At 70.8% G+C, this 14608-nt stretch carries 17 protein-coding genes; 9 read left to right on the top strand and 8 right to left on the bottom strand.

Annotated elements, in window-relative coordinates:
- Positions 1 to 49: 49 nt before the first annotated feature.
- Both OG338_RS02445 and OG338_RS02440 read right to left on the bottom strand, forming a co-directional pair.
- Positions 50 to 646, bottom strand: a complete 597-nt coding sequence (locus OG338_RS02445; protein ID WP_405935744.1) for a hypothetical protein — start codon at positions 644 to 646, stop codon at positions 50 to 52.
- Positions 647 to 727: 81 nt separating this feature from the next.
- Positions 728 to 1036: a hypothetical protein gene (locus OG338_RS02440; RefSeq protein ID WP_405935743.1), complete on the bottom strand. Its 309-nt coding sequence runs from the start codon at positions 1034 to 1036 to the stop codon at positions 728 to 730.
- 483 nt (positions 1037 to 1519) lie between these two features.
- On the opposite strand from OG338_RS02440, the gene OG338_RS02435 reads away from it, so the two are divergent.
- The 4 genes from OG338_RS02435 (at position 1520) to OG338_RS02420 (ending at position 4104) form a co-directional block, all read left to right on the top strand.
- A complete protein-coding gene (locus tag OG338_RS02435) occupies positions 1520 to 2167 on the top strand; it encodes an HAD family hydrolase (protein WP_405935742.1) in 648 nt (215 codons plus the stop codon).
- Positions 2168 to 2176: 9 nt separating this feature from the next.
- Positions 2177 to 3364, top strand: coding sequence for a helix-turn-helix domain-containing protein (locus OG338_RS02430; RefSeq protein ID WP_405935741.1), 1188 nt, complete (start codon positions 2177 to 2179; stop codon positions 3362 to 3364).
- Between the two features lie 264 nt (positions 3365 to 3628).
- Positions 3629 to 3844, top strand: coding sequence for a hypothetical protein (locus tag OG338_RS02425; protein WP_405935740.1), 216 nt, complete (start codon positions 3629 to 3631; stop codon positions 3842 to 3844).
- An 11-nt stretch (positions 3845 to 3855) separates the two neighbouring features.
- Entirely contained in the window at positions 3856 to 4104 is a 249-nt protein-coding gene (locus OG338_RS02420; RefSeq protein WP_405935739.1) for a hypothetical protein, read from the top strand.
- A 151-nt stretch (positions 4105 to 4255) separates the two neighbouring features.
- On the opposite strand, the gene OG338_RS02415 is transcribed toward OG338_RS02420, so the two are convergent.
- The 3 genes from OG338_RS02415 to OG338_RS02405 form a co-directional block, all read right to left on the bottom strand.
- Entirely contained in the window at positions 4256 to 4666 is a 411-nt protein-coding gene (locus OG338_RS02415; protein ID WP_405935738.1) for a hypothetical protein, read from the bottom strand.
- A 418-nt stretch (positions 4667 to 5084) separates the two neighbouring features.
- Positions 5085 to 5957, bottom strand: a complete 873-nt coding sequence (locus OG338_RS02410; RefSeq protein ID WP_405935737.1) for an undecaprenyl-diphosphate phosphatase — start codon at positions 5955 to 5957, stop codon at positions 5085 to 5087.
- A 210-nt stretch (positions 5958 to 6167) separates the two neighbouring features.
- Positions 6168 to 6878, bottom strand: a complete 711-nt coding sequence (locus tag OG338_RS02405) for a TVP38/TMEM64 family protein (RefSeq protein ID WP_405935736.1) — start codon at positions 6876 to 6878, stop codon at positions 6168 to 6170.
- A gap of 363 nt (positions 6879 to 7241) precedes the next feature.
- On the opposite strand from OG338_RS02405, the gene tuf reads away from it, so the two are divergent.
- Together tuf and OG338_RS02395 are read left to right on the top strand one after the other, a co-directional pair.
- The gene (tuf, locus tag OG338_RS02400) at positions 7242 to 8411 is read left to right on the top strand and encodes an elongation factor Tu (RefSeq protein ID WP_405935735.1); all 1170 of its coding nucleotides are present in this window, start codon (positions 7242 to 7244) and stop codon (positions 8409 to 8411) included.
- A gap of 100 nt (positions 8412 to 8511) precedes the next feature.
- Positions 8512 to 9357: a spermidine synthase gene (locus tag OG338_RS02395; protein WP_405935734.1), complete on the top strand. Its 846-nt coding sequence runs from the start codon at positions 8512 to 8514 to the stop codon at positions 9355 to 9357.
- On the opposite strand, the gene OG338_RS02390 is transcribed toward OG338_RS02395, so the two are convergent.
- Both OG338_RS02390 and OG338_RS02385 read right to left on the bottom strand, forming a co-directional pair.
- Positions 9319 to 10623 (bottom strand): MFS transporter, encoded by a 1305-nt coding sequence (locus OG338_RS02390; RefSeq protein WP_405935733.1) that lies wholly within the window; start codon positions 10621 to 10623, stop codon positions 9319 to 9321. The genes OG338_RS02395 and OG338_RS02390 overlap by 39 nt on opposite strands.
- A 54-nt stretch (positions 10624 to 10677) precedes the next feature.
- Positions 10678 to 11763, bottom strand: a complete 1086-nt coding sequence (locus OG338_RS02385) for a hypothetical protein (protein WP_405935732.1) — start codon at positions 11761 to 11763, stop codon at positions 10678 to 10680.
- A 156-nt stretch (positions 11764 to 11919) separates the two neighbouring features.
- Here OG338_RS02385 and OG338_RS02380 point away from each other — a divergent pair, with 156 nt between their 5' ends.
- Both OG338_RS02380 and OG338_RS02375 read left to right on the top strand, forming a co-directional pair.
- Complete coding sequence (locus tag OG338_RS02380) at positions 11920 to 12357, top strand: DUF4442 domain-containing protein (protein WP_405940294.1); 438 nt, start codon at positions 11920 to 11922, stop codon at positions 12355 to 12357.
- A gap of 171 nt (positions 12358 to 12528) precedes the next feature.
- A complete protein-coding gene (locus tag OG338_RS02375; RefSeq protein ID WP_405935731.1) occupies positions 12529 to 13191 on the top strand; it encodes a DedA family protein in 663 nt (220 codons plus the stop codon).
- 7 nt (positions 13192 to 13198) lie between these two features.
- On the opposite strand, the gene OG338_RS02370 is transcribed toward OG338_RS02375, so the two are convergent.
- Positions 13199 to 13729 carry a gamma carbonic anhydrase family protein gene (locus tag OG338_RS02370; RefSeq protein ID WP_405935730.1) on the bottom strand — a complete coding sequence of 177 codons (531 nt, stop codon included), beginning with the start codon at positions 13727 to 13729 and terminating at the stop codon, positions 13199 to 13201.
- 139 nt (positions 13730 to 13868) lie between these two features.
- Here OG338_RS02370 and OG338_RS02365 point away from each other — a divergent pair, with 139 nt between their 5' ends.
- Positions 13869 to 14606, top strand: coding sequence for an acyltransferase (locus OG338_RS02365; protein WP_405935729.1), 738 nt, complete (start codon positions 13869 to 13871; stop codon positions 14604 to 14606).
- Positions 14607 to 14608 lie beyond the last annotated feature (2 nt).

The raw sequence follows: 14608 nt of genomic DNA, 5'->3' as shown, positions 1-14608 counted from the left end.
GGAGGTAGACGTTCCGGTGGTGACGGAGTTGTGACCAAATAGTGGGGAACTAGCGGGGAGGGTTCTCCAGCTCTCGCGCCAGGATCCACGTCTCCTCGCCTCGCCTGCACGTCACCCGGACGCGGATCGGGAGATGCGTGTAGCGGTCCTGCCACTGCTCGGCCGCCATACCTGTCATCCAGTGACCGGGGCGGGTGCGTTCGACAGCGAAGGGGCGACCCCGACCCATTTCCAGTGGCACCGCCCCGGTCCGTCGCCCATTTTCGTCAGCCCCGTCGATACCGGGAGCGAAACGAAACGGGCCCCAGACGTAGGCGTCTGCGTCCGCTTGGGTGTACTCCGGCGTCGGATTGAGGACCCTGTGGTCCATGTCGTCGTTCACCATCTCCAACTGCACCGAGGTCAGGTCGCCAAGACTGTCCGGGCCGGCCAGGTGAGCTGTGATGCTGCCGCGAGTACCGAACTGCCCGGTGAACGACAGCCTGATGTCAGGCGTGCGGTCTTCGTGCCAGCGCTCGCGTTCGATGCGTGCGACGGTGTTGGCTGTTCCGTTGGCGCGGTGGGCGGCGAACCAGGCGCCAGCGGCGGCAACCGCGCTTAGGCCGGCTGTGCCGAAGGTGGCGATGTCGCCCCAGGGGATGCTCATGCGCCGGGACTCTAGCGGTGGCCACTGACAGGCGGCCCAGCGACTGCAGGCGATCCGCACGGAAGCAAGGGTCACGTTCAGCTATGTGCTGGCAGGATCGTTCTCCCCGGCTCCGCTCTGCCTGAGTTGCCGCCCCATCTCCTCGCGCCTCCTTGTCACTTCCTCGCGTCGCCGCTCCTGAGCTTGGCGGATGGCAAGGCTGTTTGCGGCCTTGTAGTTGTCTCCGAAGGTTTTGAGTAGGGACCTCACCTTCTCAATTTCGTCCTCCAGCTTCTTGGATGGGCGCTCCTGAATGACGTTGGCCCCGAGAACGTTCAGGTCGACGAGGTACCGGGTCGTCTCCATGGGGCCGTATGGCCCCGTCGCGGCGACGGCGAACTCAAAGACCATCGGAAGCCCTGACCCCCACCGGCCGTTGGTGTCGAAGAAGTAGACGAGGCGTCTGCCCGGGGGATGACCGGGATAGTTCTGGCGAGGGCCTCGCGCAGCTCCGCGCCCACGTCTGCCCCCTGCGAGGACTCAAGTTCAGGGGTCACGCTGATACGCACGTTCCGCGCCACAGTCGGGCCCACGTTCTCAACCACGACGACAAAGACGAACGACCAGGGCTCGCGTGGTTGCACGTCCACGATGACGTAGGGTTCATTGGCTTCTCGGTGTACGCGTTCCGCGAGATCCAGCTGTTTGTCCGCCGAGGTTCGGGCGATGCGGGCCTGCCACGCACTGATGACTGCCGCAATGACGGCCACGAGGACCGCACCAGCGGCGATCCAGTCGCTGGCGTCGAGGGATCTCAGATAGGTCATGGCCGGACGCTAACTGTCCAGTCTGACATTCTGTCTTGTAGCAGACCCCCCACGTAGGGTCGGCCCTGTGATTGAGACCATCGTCTTCGACGTCGGCGAGACCCTAGTCCGTGACGACCGCTACTGGGTCTCATGGGCGGACTGGCTCAACGTACCCACGCACACGCTCAGCGCCCTCGTCGGAGCCGTCGTCGTCCAGGGCCGGGACAATGCGGACGCCGTCCGACTAGTCCGGCCGGGCATCGACCTCGCTGCCGAGTACGCGGCCCGGGAAGCCGCCGGCCGCGGTGAGCACTTGGACGAGCAGGACCTGTACCCCGACGTTCGCCCCGCCCTGGCCGCGCTGCGCGAGCAGGGCGTCCGCGTGATCGTGGCCGGCAACCAGACGGAGAAGGCGGGCGAGATGCTGCGCGCCCTCGAACTGCCCGCAGACCTCGTGGTCGTGTCCGCTGAGTGGGGCGTCGCGAAACCGGCCCCGGAGTTCTTCTCCCGCGTCCTCGACGTCTCCGGCGCCGCACCGGGGTCAACGCTGTACGTCGGGGACCACCCCGCCAACGACATCTACCCGGCGAAGGCTGCTGGGCTCCGAACCGCGCATCTTCGCCGCGGTCCGTGGGGGTACTGGTGGGCCGACGGCCCCAAGGTGCGGGCTGCCGCGGACTGGTCGATCGACTCACTGACCGAACTAGCCGAACTGGTGCGAACGGGCAGGTAAGTTCGGAGTGTGCCAGCCAATTCGCCGGGCCTGGTAGGCAGACGCATCGCCTACTACCGCAACGTCGCCCGCCCTCGCCTCACCCAGGAGCAACTCGCCGCCCGGGCCGGGGTCGCCCTTGGAACCATCCGCAAGATCGAACGTGGGGAACGCGGCGTCACCGACAGCACCCTCGACGCCATCGCCTCCGCGCTCGGCGTCGACCCGTCCCGCCTGGTCGCCGACCGTGAGCACGTCTCCACCCGAATCCGGGACGCCCTCCCCGCCCTGTCCGCGGCAATCGCCACCTACGACATGCCCGACGACGGCCCCATTCGCCCGCTGCCTGAGCTGCATGCCTCGGTCGCGCAGGCAACTGCGTGGCGGCTGTCCGCTCAGTACCTCCAGATCGCCCGCAGGATCCCCGACCTGCTGGCTGAGCTCGCCCGCGCTTCCGCTTCGGCGCCGCCGGCGAACGCCCCGCAGATCGCTGAGCTCCTTGTCACCGCGTACCGGGCCGCCGACGCCGTCGCATACAAGCATGGGGCCCGCGACCTGTCCGCCAGGCTCATCGAACTGATGCGGTGGGCCGCCCCTAGCGCACAGGACCCGCTGCTCGCGGCCATGGTCGGCTACGTCCGAACGGAGACCTTCTTCGCCGCCCGCGCCCACTCGGCTGGGCTTCGTGCCCTTGAGCAGGCCATCGACGCCTGCCCGTCGCCCGTCGACGCTGAGGCCGTAGCGGCCTGCGGGGCCCTGCACATGCGGGCCGCGGTCATCGCTGGGCGTGCCGGGCAAGGGGAGGCTGCCGAGGCGCATCTCACCGAGGCTCGCGGGCTGGGGGACCGGGTGCGCGAAGGGGTGTACCAGGGCACGGCGTTCGGACCTGACTCGGTCCGTATCCACGAGGTGTCCGTCGCTGTCAGCCTCGGCGACGCCCACGTCCAGCGGGCGTTCGACGTGGCCCGTGAGTGGACGCCCCCGGCTTACCTGCCGGCTGAGCGAAGGTCTGGGTTCTGGATCGAGCTCGCCCGCGCCCAGCTGTGGGGCGGCCTGGTCGATGACGCCTTCGAGTCCCTGAAGGTCGCTCGCCGCATTGCCCCGCAGCACACCCGCGAGCACCCGTGGGTTCGAGGAGACGTGGCTACCTTGCGCCGTCTGAAGCGGGCCGATGCGGAGTCCCTGACGAGCTTCGCTGAGTGGTGCCACGCCGACTAGCTACCCCTTGCTGGGGTACTTGTGCCTGTTGTTGGAGGTCATGATCCCCCTGTCAGCCGGAAACGTGCAGATAGGACAGGGTATGAGTGCACCGAGCTCCGCACCGGCCGGCGTCGACCAGTTGAGCTTCGCCCGATTACACGGTGAGGTGTGCTGGCACTGCGGTGCAGTCACCGTGTCGCTCATCCCGGCAGGGCAAGTAATCATCGATGCCGGTCCCGCATGGACGGTCGCCGCCTGCCCAGCCCACGAGGGGAGGCCGCTGTGACGACTAGAGAGCTTCCCCCGGTCGCCGAACTCACCGAGCAGCAGCAGCGCGGATGGCACTGCATCTGGTGCCAGGAACGGCTCCGCTTCGGCGACGACATCAACCTCGGCGAGCAACGCGCCAGGCCGGCTAGTGGTGCCGCTTACAGCTGGTTCCCGCGGGCCTGCGCCGACGGCGCAGCCTGCGCCAAGCGAGAGGCGGGGGAGCAGTGACGGTACGTGCAGTGATCCGCCACGCGGACTGGACGATCGGCCCCGACCGAACCCCTGGCGCGAGCGGGCCGATCTACGAGATGAAGTGCACGACGTGCGGCGAGGCGTCGGATGCGGGCGAGGAGCGCACCCCGCCGGAGGACTGGGCGCTCCGCCACACCGGGCGGAACACCGACCATCGTGGGTTTCGCGCCATCATCACGGCGTTCGTCCGCGTCGAGCCGGCACCGGGCAACCCGCTTTACCTGAAGGAGGATTGAGGGGAACGGTGCCATCCGCCGCTCTGGCCAGGGCTCATACAGAGGGGGAGGGTCTTTGCCGTCACCAAATATTGCCGTGATGCAACCTTGTTGCAACCCTGGCGTTTTGGCTGAAAGTGAGCAAAGCTCGAAGCCGCTCCTGACTCCCGGGTCAGGAAAGTTGCAAACGGATGGTCCAGTGATCCATCGGCAAGATCAGATCGGCAGTTTCCACGGGGGTGCTATGCACATCCAGGCGAGTGCGCATCACGCGGTAGGCCACCGTGTCCATGAGAAGCCCAAGGGCGTGCGCCTGCTCCTCGGGGAGCCTTACCACCCCAAGCTCGGCAACGAACGAGGCATGCGGCCGAGCATGCGGCCGGCGGCGACCCTTCCACCAGGACAGCACCAGCATCGCCGACCTCCCACCGGGTTCCAGACACTTGATAGTGCTGTGCTGCAGGGCCACGCCGGCTTCGATGCCGAGGCGCGATGCGATTTCCTCCGTGGCCAGCTGCGGGCGAGTGCTTGTGGTCTCGAGGCCGTAGGGCCACTCGGCGTCGACGTTCGTCAGGGTGCGCATGGCTGGAGGATGCGCCACGGTGACGTGCTTGCGTTCTCCTCCGTCAAGAGGTCGCGCCTTTCGGAGGAGAACATAGGCCAGGCGGGCGGTAGTCGTAAGGCGCCGAGTGCCGGGGAGGCCCCTCTCCTGCCGCGAACCCCTTCAGCGGTCGGAGAGGGGTTCGTCCCTCGCGGGGAAACCGCTCAAACTCCATCGAATGGGTAACTGCGATCTTGTAGCTGAGGCAGGGCCCGTTCGATGTGCAAGATAGCCGGTGCGAGGCCACATTCCACCCCTCCAGGTGGTGGCCCTGCCCCGGCGCTTCGCGTTCCTGGGCGTCGACTGGGAGATGATCAGCTCCAGCGGCCTCGAAACACCCGTTAAAGCCTCTAGAAATCTCCACTAGGAAGTTAGAGAAACGCCCCTGTTTCGATGCCGGTCAGCCCGCCGATTCCCCGGCGTGGGGATTCAACGCGCCCGCCCCCACCAGCGCAAACAGCAGCACGCCCAGGACGATCCGGTAGATCACGAACGGCATGAAGCTCTTCGTCGTGATGAACTTCATGAACCACGCGATGACCGCGTACCCCACCCCGAACGCGATGACCGTCGCGAAGAGCGTCGGGCCCCAGGAGACATGCCCCTCGCCCGCGTCCTTCAGTTCGAAGACACCCGAGGCGAGCACCGCCGGGACCGCCAGCAGGAACGAGTAACGAGCCGCCGCCTCCCGGGTGTAGCCCATCAGCAGACCGCCGCTGATCGTGGCGCCGGACCGCGAGACACCGGGCACGAGGGCCATCGCCTGGCAGACGCCGTAGATCAGGCCGTCCTTGACGCCCAGTTCGCGCAGGGTCTTGCGCTGCTTGCCGGCCCGGTGCCGGCCGCCCGACTCGTCGCGCGCGGCCAGCCGGTCCGCGACGCCGAGCACGATGCCCATCACGATCAGGGTGGTGGCGATCAGCCGCAGATCGCGGAACGGGCCCTCGATCTGGTCCTGGAACGCCAGGCCCAGCACACCGATCGGGATGGAGCCGACGATGACCAGCCAGCCCATCTTGGCGTCGTGGTCACCGCGCATCGAACGGTCCGTCAGCGACCTGAACCACGCCGAGACGATCCGCGCGATGTCCTTGCGGAAGTAGATGAGGACCGCGGCCTCCGTGCCGATCTGGGTGATCGCGGTGAAGGCCGCGCCCGGGTCCTGCCAGTCGGCGAACGCCGCGGTGAGCCGCAGGTGCGCGCTGGAGGAGATCGGCAGGAACTCGGTCAGTCCCTGGACGAGGCCGAGGACGAACGATTCGAACCAGCTCATGGGGCTTGGGCCATCCCGGGGTACTCGTGCACCGGCCGCCGGCGTCGCGCGCAGGCGTCGTGCGGTGTGCGGTCGTACGAGGAAAGGGCCCGGCCGGGCCCTGTCTCGTCTGTCGGTCGCGGGCAGCGTATCGCCCCCGGGTGAACACCCGGCGACACCCCCCGCGCACCCCGCCCCGTCGTGCCCGGGGCGCGATCCGAACGAAAGGCCCTACCCGCCCAGCCGGTGCCGGCGCCGCCAGGCGATCACCGCCGCACCCGCCCCCGTCAGCACGATGAAGCCCATCGCCGCCAGGAACGCGGGCGAGGTCGGCGACGACGCCTCGCTGCCCGCCACCACATAGGCGGCGGTGTTCGGGATCGAGCCCAGGCCCGTCGCCACCAGGAACGGCGGACAGCCCATGCGCGAGACGGCCGCGCAGTAGTTGGCGGCGGCGAACGGCACCCCGGGGAACAGCCGCAGCGCCAGCATCGAGCGGAAGCCGTGCCGGCTCAGCTGCCCGTCCGCCGCCCGCAGCCAGCGCCCCCGCACCAGGGTGCGCAGCGCGTCCTGGCCCAGCACCCGGCCGAGCATGAACGACACCCCCGCGCCCAGCACCGTGCCGCCGATCGCCGCCGCGAGCCCCGCCTGCGCCCCGAACAGGGCGCCCGCCGCGAGGTTCAGCAGCGGACGCGGCACGAACGCCACAGTGCAGACGCCGTACGCGAGCCCGAAGAGCACCACCGCCGTGGCACCGCCGCTCAGCTCCCCGAGCCGGCCCGAGGCCAGCAGCCGCTGCGGATCGAGCAGCAGCATGGCCGTCGCGGCCGCCACCAGCACGGCGACGAGCAGCGAGAGCCGGGACCACGGCGACAGCAGCACCCGCGTGCAGCGCACGGCGAGGCCGGGGGAGGGCCGGGTGGCGGGGACGGCGTCGAGCATTCGGGGAGACTAACCGACAAACGTGTGTGATCGCCGTAATGCGCCCCCGCCGGACCACGCCCGCCCGCACCCAATCCCCGTACCGCCCGCCGTAATTCGCTCGACGGCCGGGCGGCCCCTCGGAGATGATCGGCGCATGTCCCGGTACGCCTTCCCCGCAGCGCCGTCCGCAGTCGCGGACGCGCCGAAGGCTGCCGTGTGCACCCTCGCAGCAGGTGGCGCCGCAGCGGTCGCCGCTGCCGCAGCGCCCCTCGGCGGCGCCCGAAGCTGACCCTCCCCCGGCCGTCCGGCGGACCCCGCGAGGGGAGGGTCGGCCGGCCCCGGGGTCCTCATGTCACGCTTCGCATCCCAAGGAATGAACCCATGCCCAAGACGGCATACGTGCGTACCAAGCCGCACCTCAACATCGGCACCATGGGCCACGTCGACCACGGCAAGACGACCCTGACCGCCGCCATCACCAAGGTGCTCAGCGATCGCGGCACCGGCACCTTCGTCCCCTTCGACCGCATCGACCGCGCGCCCGAGGAGGCGCAGCGCGGCATCACCATCAACATCGCGCACGTCGAGTACGAGACCGGCACCCGGCACTACGCGCACATCGACATGCCCGGCCACGCCGACTACATCAAGAACATGGTCACCGGGGCCGCCCAGCTCGACGGGGCGATCCTCGTCGTCTCCGCGGTCGACGGGATCATGCCGCAGACCGCCGAGCACGTCCTGCTCGCCCGTCAGGTGGGCGTCGACCACATCGTGGTCGCGCTCAACAAGGCGGACGCGGGTGACCCCGAACTGACCGACCTCGTGGAGCTGGAGGTCCGCGAGCTGCTGTCCGCGCACGGCTACGGCGGCGACACGGTGCCCGTCGTACGGGTGTCGGGGCTGCGGGCACTGGAGGGCGACCCGCGCTGGACGGCGGCCGTGGAGGCGCTGCTCGACGCCGTCGACACCTATGTGCCGATGCCGGTGCGCTACACCGACGCGCCGTTCCTGCTGCCGGTGGAGAACGTCCTGACCATCACCGGGCGGGGCACGGTCGTCACCGGCGCCGTGGAGCGCGGCACGGTCCGCGTCGGCGACCGGGTGTCGGTGCTCGGCCCGGACACCGAGACGGTCGTCACCGGCCTGGAGACCTTCGGCAAGCCGATGGAGTCCGCCGAGGCCGGCGACAACGTCGCGCTGCTCCTGCGCGGCGTCGAGCGCGACCGGGTGCGCCGCGGCCATGTCGTCGCGGCGCCGGGCAGCGTCACCCCGAGCCGGCGCTTCACCGCGCGGGTGTACGTCCTGTCGGGGCGCGAGGGCGGCCGCACCACCCCGGTCACCACCGGATACCGGCCGCAGTTCTACATCCGCACGGCCGACGTGGCCGGCGACGTGGACCTCGGCGAGGCGGCGGTCGCGCGCCCCGGCGACACGGTCACCATGGCCGTCGAGCTGGGCCGGGACGTCCCGCTGGAGCCGGGCCTCGGCTTCGCGATCCGCGAGGGCGGCCGCACGGTCGGCGCGGGCACCGTCACGGAGCTGCTCTGAGCCGTACGGGCCCCGGGCCCGCCTCCCCGCCCCCGGGGAGGCGGGCCGTCCACCGGAAGCCCGGTCCGGCCCGTCCGCCGGCAGCCCGCACAATGGGGGAGTGAACGAGTCGATACCCGTCATCCGGGACGTGGACCACGGCACCGCACGCCTCCTCCCGGACGTGGACCGGGAACGGGCCTGGCTGCTCACGGTCGACGGCGCCCCGCAGTCCTACGTCGACCTCGACGCGCCCGAGCACCTGGAGTTCGAGTACGCCCGCCGGCTCGGCCATGTCGTGGACTGCGCGGCGGACCCGGGCGAGCCATTGGACGTCCTGCACCTGGGCGGCGGCGGCCTCACCCTGCCCCGCTATGTCGCGGCCACCCGGCCCGGCTCCCGGCAGGAGGTGGCGGACGCCGACCGCGGGCTCGTCGGCCTCGTCGCGGAGCATCTGCCGCTGCCCGCGGACTGCGGCATCACCGTGCACGCGGCGGACGCCCGCGCCCGGCTTGAGGAGACCGCTCCCGGCTCGGTGGACCTGCTGATCGCGGACGTCTTCGGCGGCTCCCGGGTCCCCGCCCACCTCACCTCGGTGCCGTACGCCAGGGCGGCGGCGCGGGCGCTGCGCCCGGACGGGATCTACGCCGCGAACCTGGCCGACGGGCCGCCGTTCGGCTTCCTGCGCTCGCAGCTGGCCACCTTCGCCGCGGTCTTCGACGAGCTGGCGCTGATCGCGGAGCCGGGCGTGCTGCGCGGCCGCCGCTTCGGCAACGTCGTCCTGGTCGCCTCCCGCGCCCCGTTCGACGTACCGGCGCTGGCCCGCAGGTGCGCGGCGGACGCGTTCGCGGCGCGGGTGGAGCACGGCGCGTCGCTGGCCGCGTTCGTCAACGGGGCGCGGCCGGTCGGGGACGCGGACGCGGTGGCGTCACCCGAGCCGCCCGACGGCGCCTTCAGCATCGGCTGAGGCGGGCGGGGCGGCTGCCACCTCGACCGTTTCGGTGCGCCGGGTCAGATTGCGTACGTCCGGAACCAGCAGCACCAGACCCGTGACGAGCACGATCAGGCCCGCGCACCCCCACAGTGCCTGGGAGCGCCCCACCAGCGACTCGACCGGTCCGGCGAGGGCGGTGGCGACCGGCACCATGGCCACCGAGCCGAACCAGTCGTAGGCCGAGAGGCGCGACAGCTTCTCCTCAGGGATCTCCTGGTGCATGGCCGTCATCCAGGAGACGCCGAACACCTCGATCGCCGTACCGGTGACGAACATCACCAGACAGAGCCAGTACGCCGACAGCGGCACCGCCAGCCCGGCGGACGGCAGGGCCAGCGGGAAGACGCAGAGCGTTCCGGCCAGCAGCAGCCGGCGCGGCTTCCACCGCATCATCAGCAGCGCCCCGGCCAGATTGCCGACGCCGAACGCGGCGAGCGCGAAGCCCCAGGGCCGGGCGCCGCCGAGCGAGTCGCGGGCGACCAGCGGACCGTAGACCGCCTCGGCCGCTCCGACGGCGGCGACCACCACGGAGAACTGGGCGACGATGGCCCACAGCCACGGACGGCCGATGAACTCCCGCCAGCCGTCCCGCAGGTCCGCGAGCAGCCCGCCCCCGGGCTCACGGGCCGGGATGTGGCTGACGTCGAGGAAGGCGCGCAGGGCCCCGGCGACCGCGAAGGCGGCCGCGTCCACGGCGAGTACCCAGCCGGGGTCCATGGCCGCGATCATGGCGCCGCCGAGGGCCGCGCCGCCGATCGCGGCGCCCTGCGTGGACATCCGGAACAGCGCGAAGGCGCGGCTCGCCTGCTCGCCGCTGACGCTCGACATCAGCATGCCCTCGGCCGCCGGCCCGAAGAACGCCTGCCCGGTGCCGCAGAGCGCGGTGAGCAGCATCATCTGCCACAGCTTCGGGTCGCCGGCCAGGACCAGCAGGGCGAAGAGTGCCTGCGAGACGCAGTTGAGGGTGTTGGCCGCGACCATCACCCGGTGGCGCGGTATCCGGTCGGCGACCGCCCCGCCGATGAGCAGGAACAGCACCAGCGGCACGGTCTTGGCGGCGGCGACGAGCCCCACGTCACCGGCGTCGCCGCCCGACTGGAGAACCGCGAACGCCGCCGCGATCAGCGCGCCGTGGGTGCCCAGGGCGGTGATGATCGAGGCGGCGGTCAGCAGCCGGTAGTTGCGGCCCGCCGGGACGGGCCGGGTGGTGCGGGGGGCGGGGGCGGCTGCGTCGGTCACTCAGGGACTATCGCGGCCGCCGCCCGGTTGTGCAAATAAGTTCCCGGACCGGGGTCAGGAGTCGCCCTCGGGGTCGACGACCGGCACCAGACGCACGGTGCTGAGGATCTTCTCGATCGTCGTGTTCGGCAGCTCGTCGTCCACGCCCGCGGCGGCGTACAGCACCCACGAGGCGAACTCGCCCTTGCTGTTCTTGAACGTGAAGGCGTACGACTTGCCGTCGCTGCTGCACTTGGAGCGCTTGGTGACATTGGGCGCGCTCGCGGTGACCAGGCTCCCGGACAGCCCCGACTTGGTGGTGTACTGCTTGGCCTTGCTGATCTTGATGCTCTTCTTCGGCATGTGCTGCGCGAACGCGGCCCACACCCAGGTGCCCGCCTCGTTACGGGCGTTCACATCGGCGTCCGTGGCGCCCTGCGCGCCCTTGGTGCCGGTGCCGGCCAGGCTGTACTTGTCCTTGGTGCCGTCCTTGTCGGCGTCGTCGGTGCACCACTCCTGCTTGAGGTCGGCAGGCCCGGTGAACCCGATGAGCGGCATGCCGTCGTTCTTCTTCTCGTCCTCGAAGAAGGACAGCACGCCGGGCGCGGACACCTCCCAGTCGCCGGGCACGTCGAACTGGGTGCCCCACTTGGGGTTCGTCACGACCTTCCAGCCCGCGATCTGCGGCTTGGCGTCCTCGCCGCCGCGCGGGTTGGCCTCCGGCGAGGAGGAAGAGGAAGGGGAGCCGGACGGCTTGGCGGGCGCGGACGACTTCTTGTCGTCGGCGACGTTCTTGCCGTCCTTGTCGTCGTCCTTGTTCAGCACGATGACACCGGTGACCGCGGCGGCCACCACGACCGCGGTCGCGGCGACGATGGCGACGATCGTCGTCTTCTTCTTGTCGTTGCCCGGCTGCGGGGCGCCGGGCACCGCGTACTGCGGAACGGTCGGCTGCTGGTACGGGTTGGGCTGTCCGTAGCCCCCCTGCCCGCCCTGCTGCGGATAGCCGTAACCGGGCTGCTGGCCCGGCTGCTGGCCCTGCTGCTGATGTCCCGGCTGCTGATAGGGATTCGGCTGCTGGTACCCCGGCTGCTGGTACGGGTTCTGGTTCTGGTCCTGCGGGTTCTGCTCGCCCCCGGGCGGCTGCTGTCCTGGCCACATGGCGAGTAACGATAGAGGGGCCCCGCCCCGCGTGCTACGTCCGCCCCCGTGTGCGAACGGTGAAGGCGCGGCGGCGGCCCGCCCGGAGCGGGTCCGGAGAGGCATGGCCAAAGGTGTCTACCCATGAGTAACATCCCGTCCATGAGCGCTGAACAGATGACCGCGGGCGAGATGCTCGCCGCGACGGTTCCCATGGTCCGGACCCTCAACCTCGAATTCCTGGAGTCCACCGCCGAGCGCGCGGTGGTCCGCATGCCGGATCAGGCCGACTACCACAACCACGTCGGCGGACCGCACGCCGGAGCGATGTTCACGCTGGCCGAGTCGGCGAGCGGCGCCATCGTCATCGCCGCCTTCGGTGACCAGCTCTCCCGGGCCGTGCCGCTCGCGGTCAGCGCCGAGATCGGCTACCGGAAGCTGGCCATGGGGGAGGTCACCGCGACCGCCGTCCTCGGCCGCCCCGCCGCCGAGGTCGTCGCCGAACTCGACGCGGGCGAGCGTCCCGAATTCCCGGTCACCGTGGAGATCAAGCGCGGCGACGGCGCCGTGACCGGTGAGATGACCGTGATCTGGACGCTGCGCCCGAACTCCTGACCCGCAGCCCCGCATCCGCAGGAAGCCGTAACTCCGCATCCGTACCGGAAGGGCCGCCCCGCACCGGCGGCCCTTCTCGCTGTCCGCCTCCGTGAAGCTGAGGGTAGGCTTCCCGCGGTGCGCCGATGAGTGTCCGGCGGGCGACAGGACATCACTACGGAGGAACCGGCGTTGCACATCCAGGAGTGGCTGGAGAACGTCCCCGCGATCAGCGTCTACATCCTGGTGGCCGCCGTCATCGGGCTGGAGAGCCTGGGCATTCCGCTGCCCGGCGAGATCGTCCTGATCAGCGCCGCGCTGCTGGCCGCGAGCCACGACGGGATCAACCCCTGGATTCTCGGCGCCTGCGCCACCGCCGGAGCCGTGATCGGGGACTCCATCGGTTACGCGATCGGCCGCAAGGGCGGCCGGCCGCTGCTGGCCTGGCTCGGCGGGAAGTTCCCCAAGCACTTCGGCGAGAGCCAGATCGGCATGGCCGAGCGCTCCTTCCAGAAGTGGGGCATGTGGGCCGTGTTCTTCGGCCGCTTCGTCGCCCTGCTGCGCATCTTCGCCGGTCCGCTGGCCGGGGTGCTGCACATGCCGTACTGGAAGTTCCTCATCGCCAACGTGCTCGGCGGGATCGCCTGGGCGGGCGGCACCACGGCCGTCATCTACTCGGTGGGCGTCGTCGCCGAGGCATGGCTCAAGCGGTTCTCCTACCTGGGCCTGGCCATCGCGGTCCTGATCGGCCTCGCCTCCATGCTGGTCCTCAAGAACCGCGCCAAGAAGGCCGCCGCCGCGCACTCCGCCGCGGCCGCCGAGGCGGAGCCGGGGAACGTGCCGGTCACCGACTGAGCGGGCCTCAGCCCTCGCAGGCCGCGCGGTGGGCCTTGGCCAGCTCCACGTAACCCACCGCGTTGAAGCGGACGCCCGCCAGCTCCTCCTCGGTCAGCTCCCGCTTCACCTTCGCCGGGACGCCCGCGACCAGCGACCCCGGCGGCACGCGCATGCCCTGCGGTACGAGCGCCTGCGCCGCGACCAGCGAGCCCGCGCCGATGTGCGCGCCGTTGAGGACGGTGGCCCCCATGCCGATGAGGACGTCGTCCTCGATGGTGCAGCCGTGCAGGACCGCGTTGTGCCCGACCGAGACCCGCTCGCCGACCGTCACCGTGAAGCCGGGGTCGACGTGGACGCTGCAATTGTCCTGGATGTTGGAGTCCGCGCCGATCACGATGGGCCCGCAGTCCGCGCGCAGTACCGCCTGATACCAGAGGCTGGAGCCCGCGGCCATGGTGATGTCGCCGATCGCCACCGACGTCGGGGCGGTGAACGCCTCCGCGTCGATGACGGGCTCCTTGCCGCCGATGCCCATGATCATCGCCTGCTCGGCCATCGCCCGTTCCTCCGTGCTCCAGTGACGTCGGTCGCCGGCGGGGAAACCGTATGCGACGCGACGGCGCGGCCCGCTGCTGGGGTGAAGATCACAGGCCGGTCCCGCCACCCGCCTGGTGGGCACGGCTTACGGTGAGCGCGTGCCGAAGAACCGGAATCCGCTCGCCCCCCTGACCGCCTGGCGGCGGCGCGCCCTGTCCGGCGCCGTCCACCGCTGCTGGCGCTGGGCGCGCGAGGCGGGCGCGGTCACCGCCGAGCACCCCGGCGGGCTGCGGTTCGGCCGGATCGGCGAGGGCACCCGGCTGGCGTTCCCGCAGGGCACGGTCTTCGGGGAGCCGTGGATCCGGCTCGGTAACCACTGCGTCATCGGCGAACAGGTCACGCTCACCGCGGGCCTGATGCCCGGCCTGGACCTCGGGCCCGACCCCATCCTCACCCTGGGCGACGGGGTCGTACTGGGCCGGGGCAGCCATGTCGTCGCCGACACGACGGTGACCATCGGCCCGGACACGTACTGCGGTCCGTACGTCTACATCACCTCGACCAACCACAGCTACGACGACCCGCACCAGCCGGTCGGCAAGCAGTGGCCCCGGATGGAGCCCGTCTCCATCGGTCCGGGCTGCTGGATCGGCACCGGCGCGGTGATCCTGCCCGGCGCCCGCCTCGGCCGCAACGTCGTGGTGGCCGCCGGCGCGGTGGTCCGCGGCGAGGTGCCCGACCGGGCGGTGGTGGCCGGAGCGCCCGCCCGTGTCGTACGCGGCTGGGACCCGGAGAAGGGCTGGCAGCCGCCCCTGCGGACACCGGCCCCGGTCCCGATTCCCGAGGGCGTCACCCCGGAACAACTCCTCGCCGTGGCCCGGCTCGAAGAGGGCTGAAG

It is taken from the genome of Streptomyces sp. NBC_00726 (assembly GCF_045161735.1).
Classification (GTDB): Bacteria; Actinomycetota; Actinomycetes; order Streptomycetales; family Streptomycetaceae; genus Streptomyces.
This window is presented reverse-complemented; position numbering and strand designations above follow the sequence as displayed.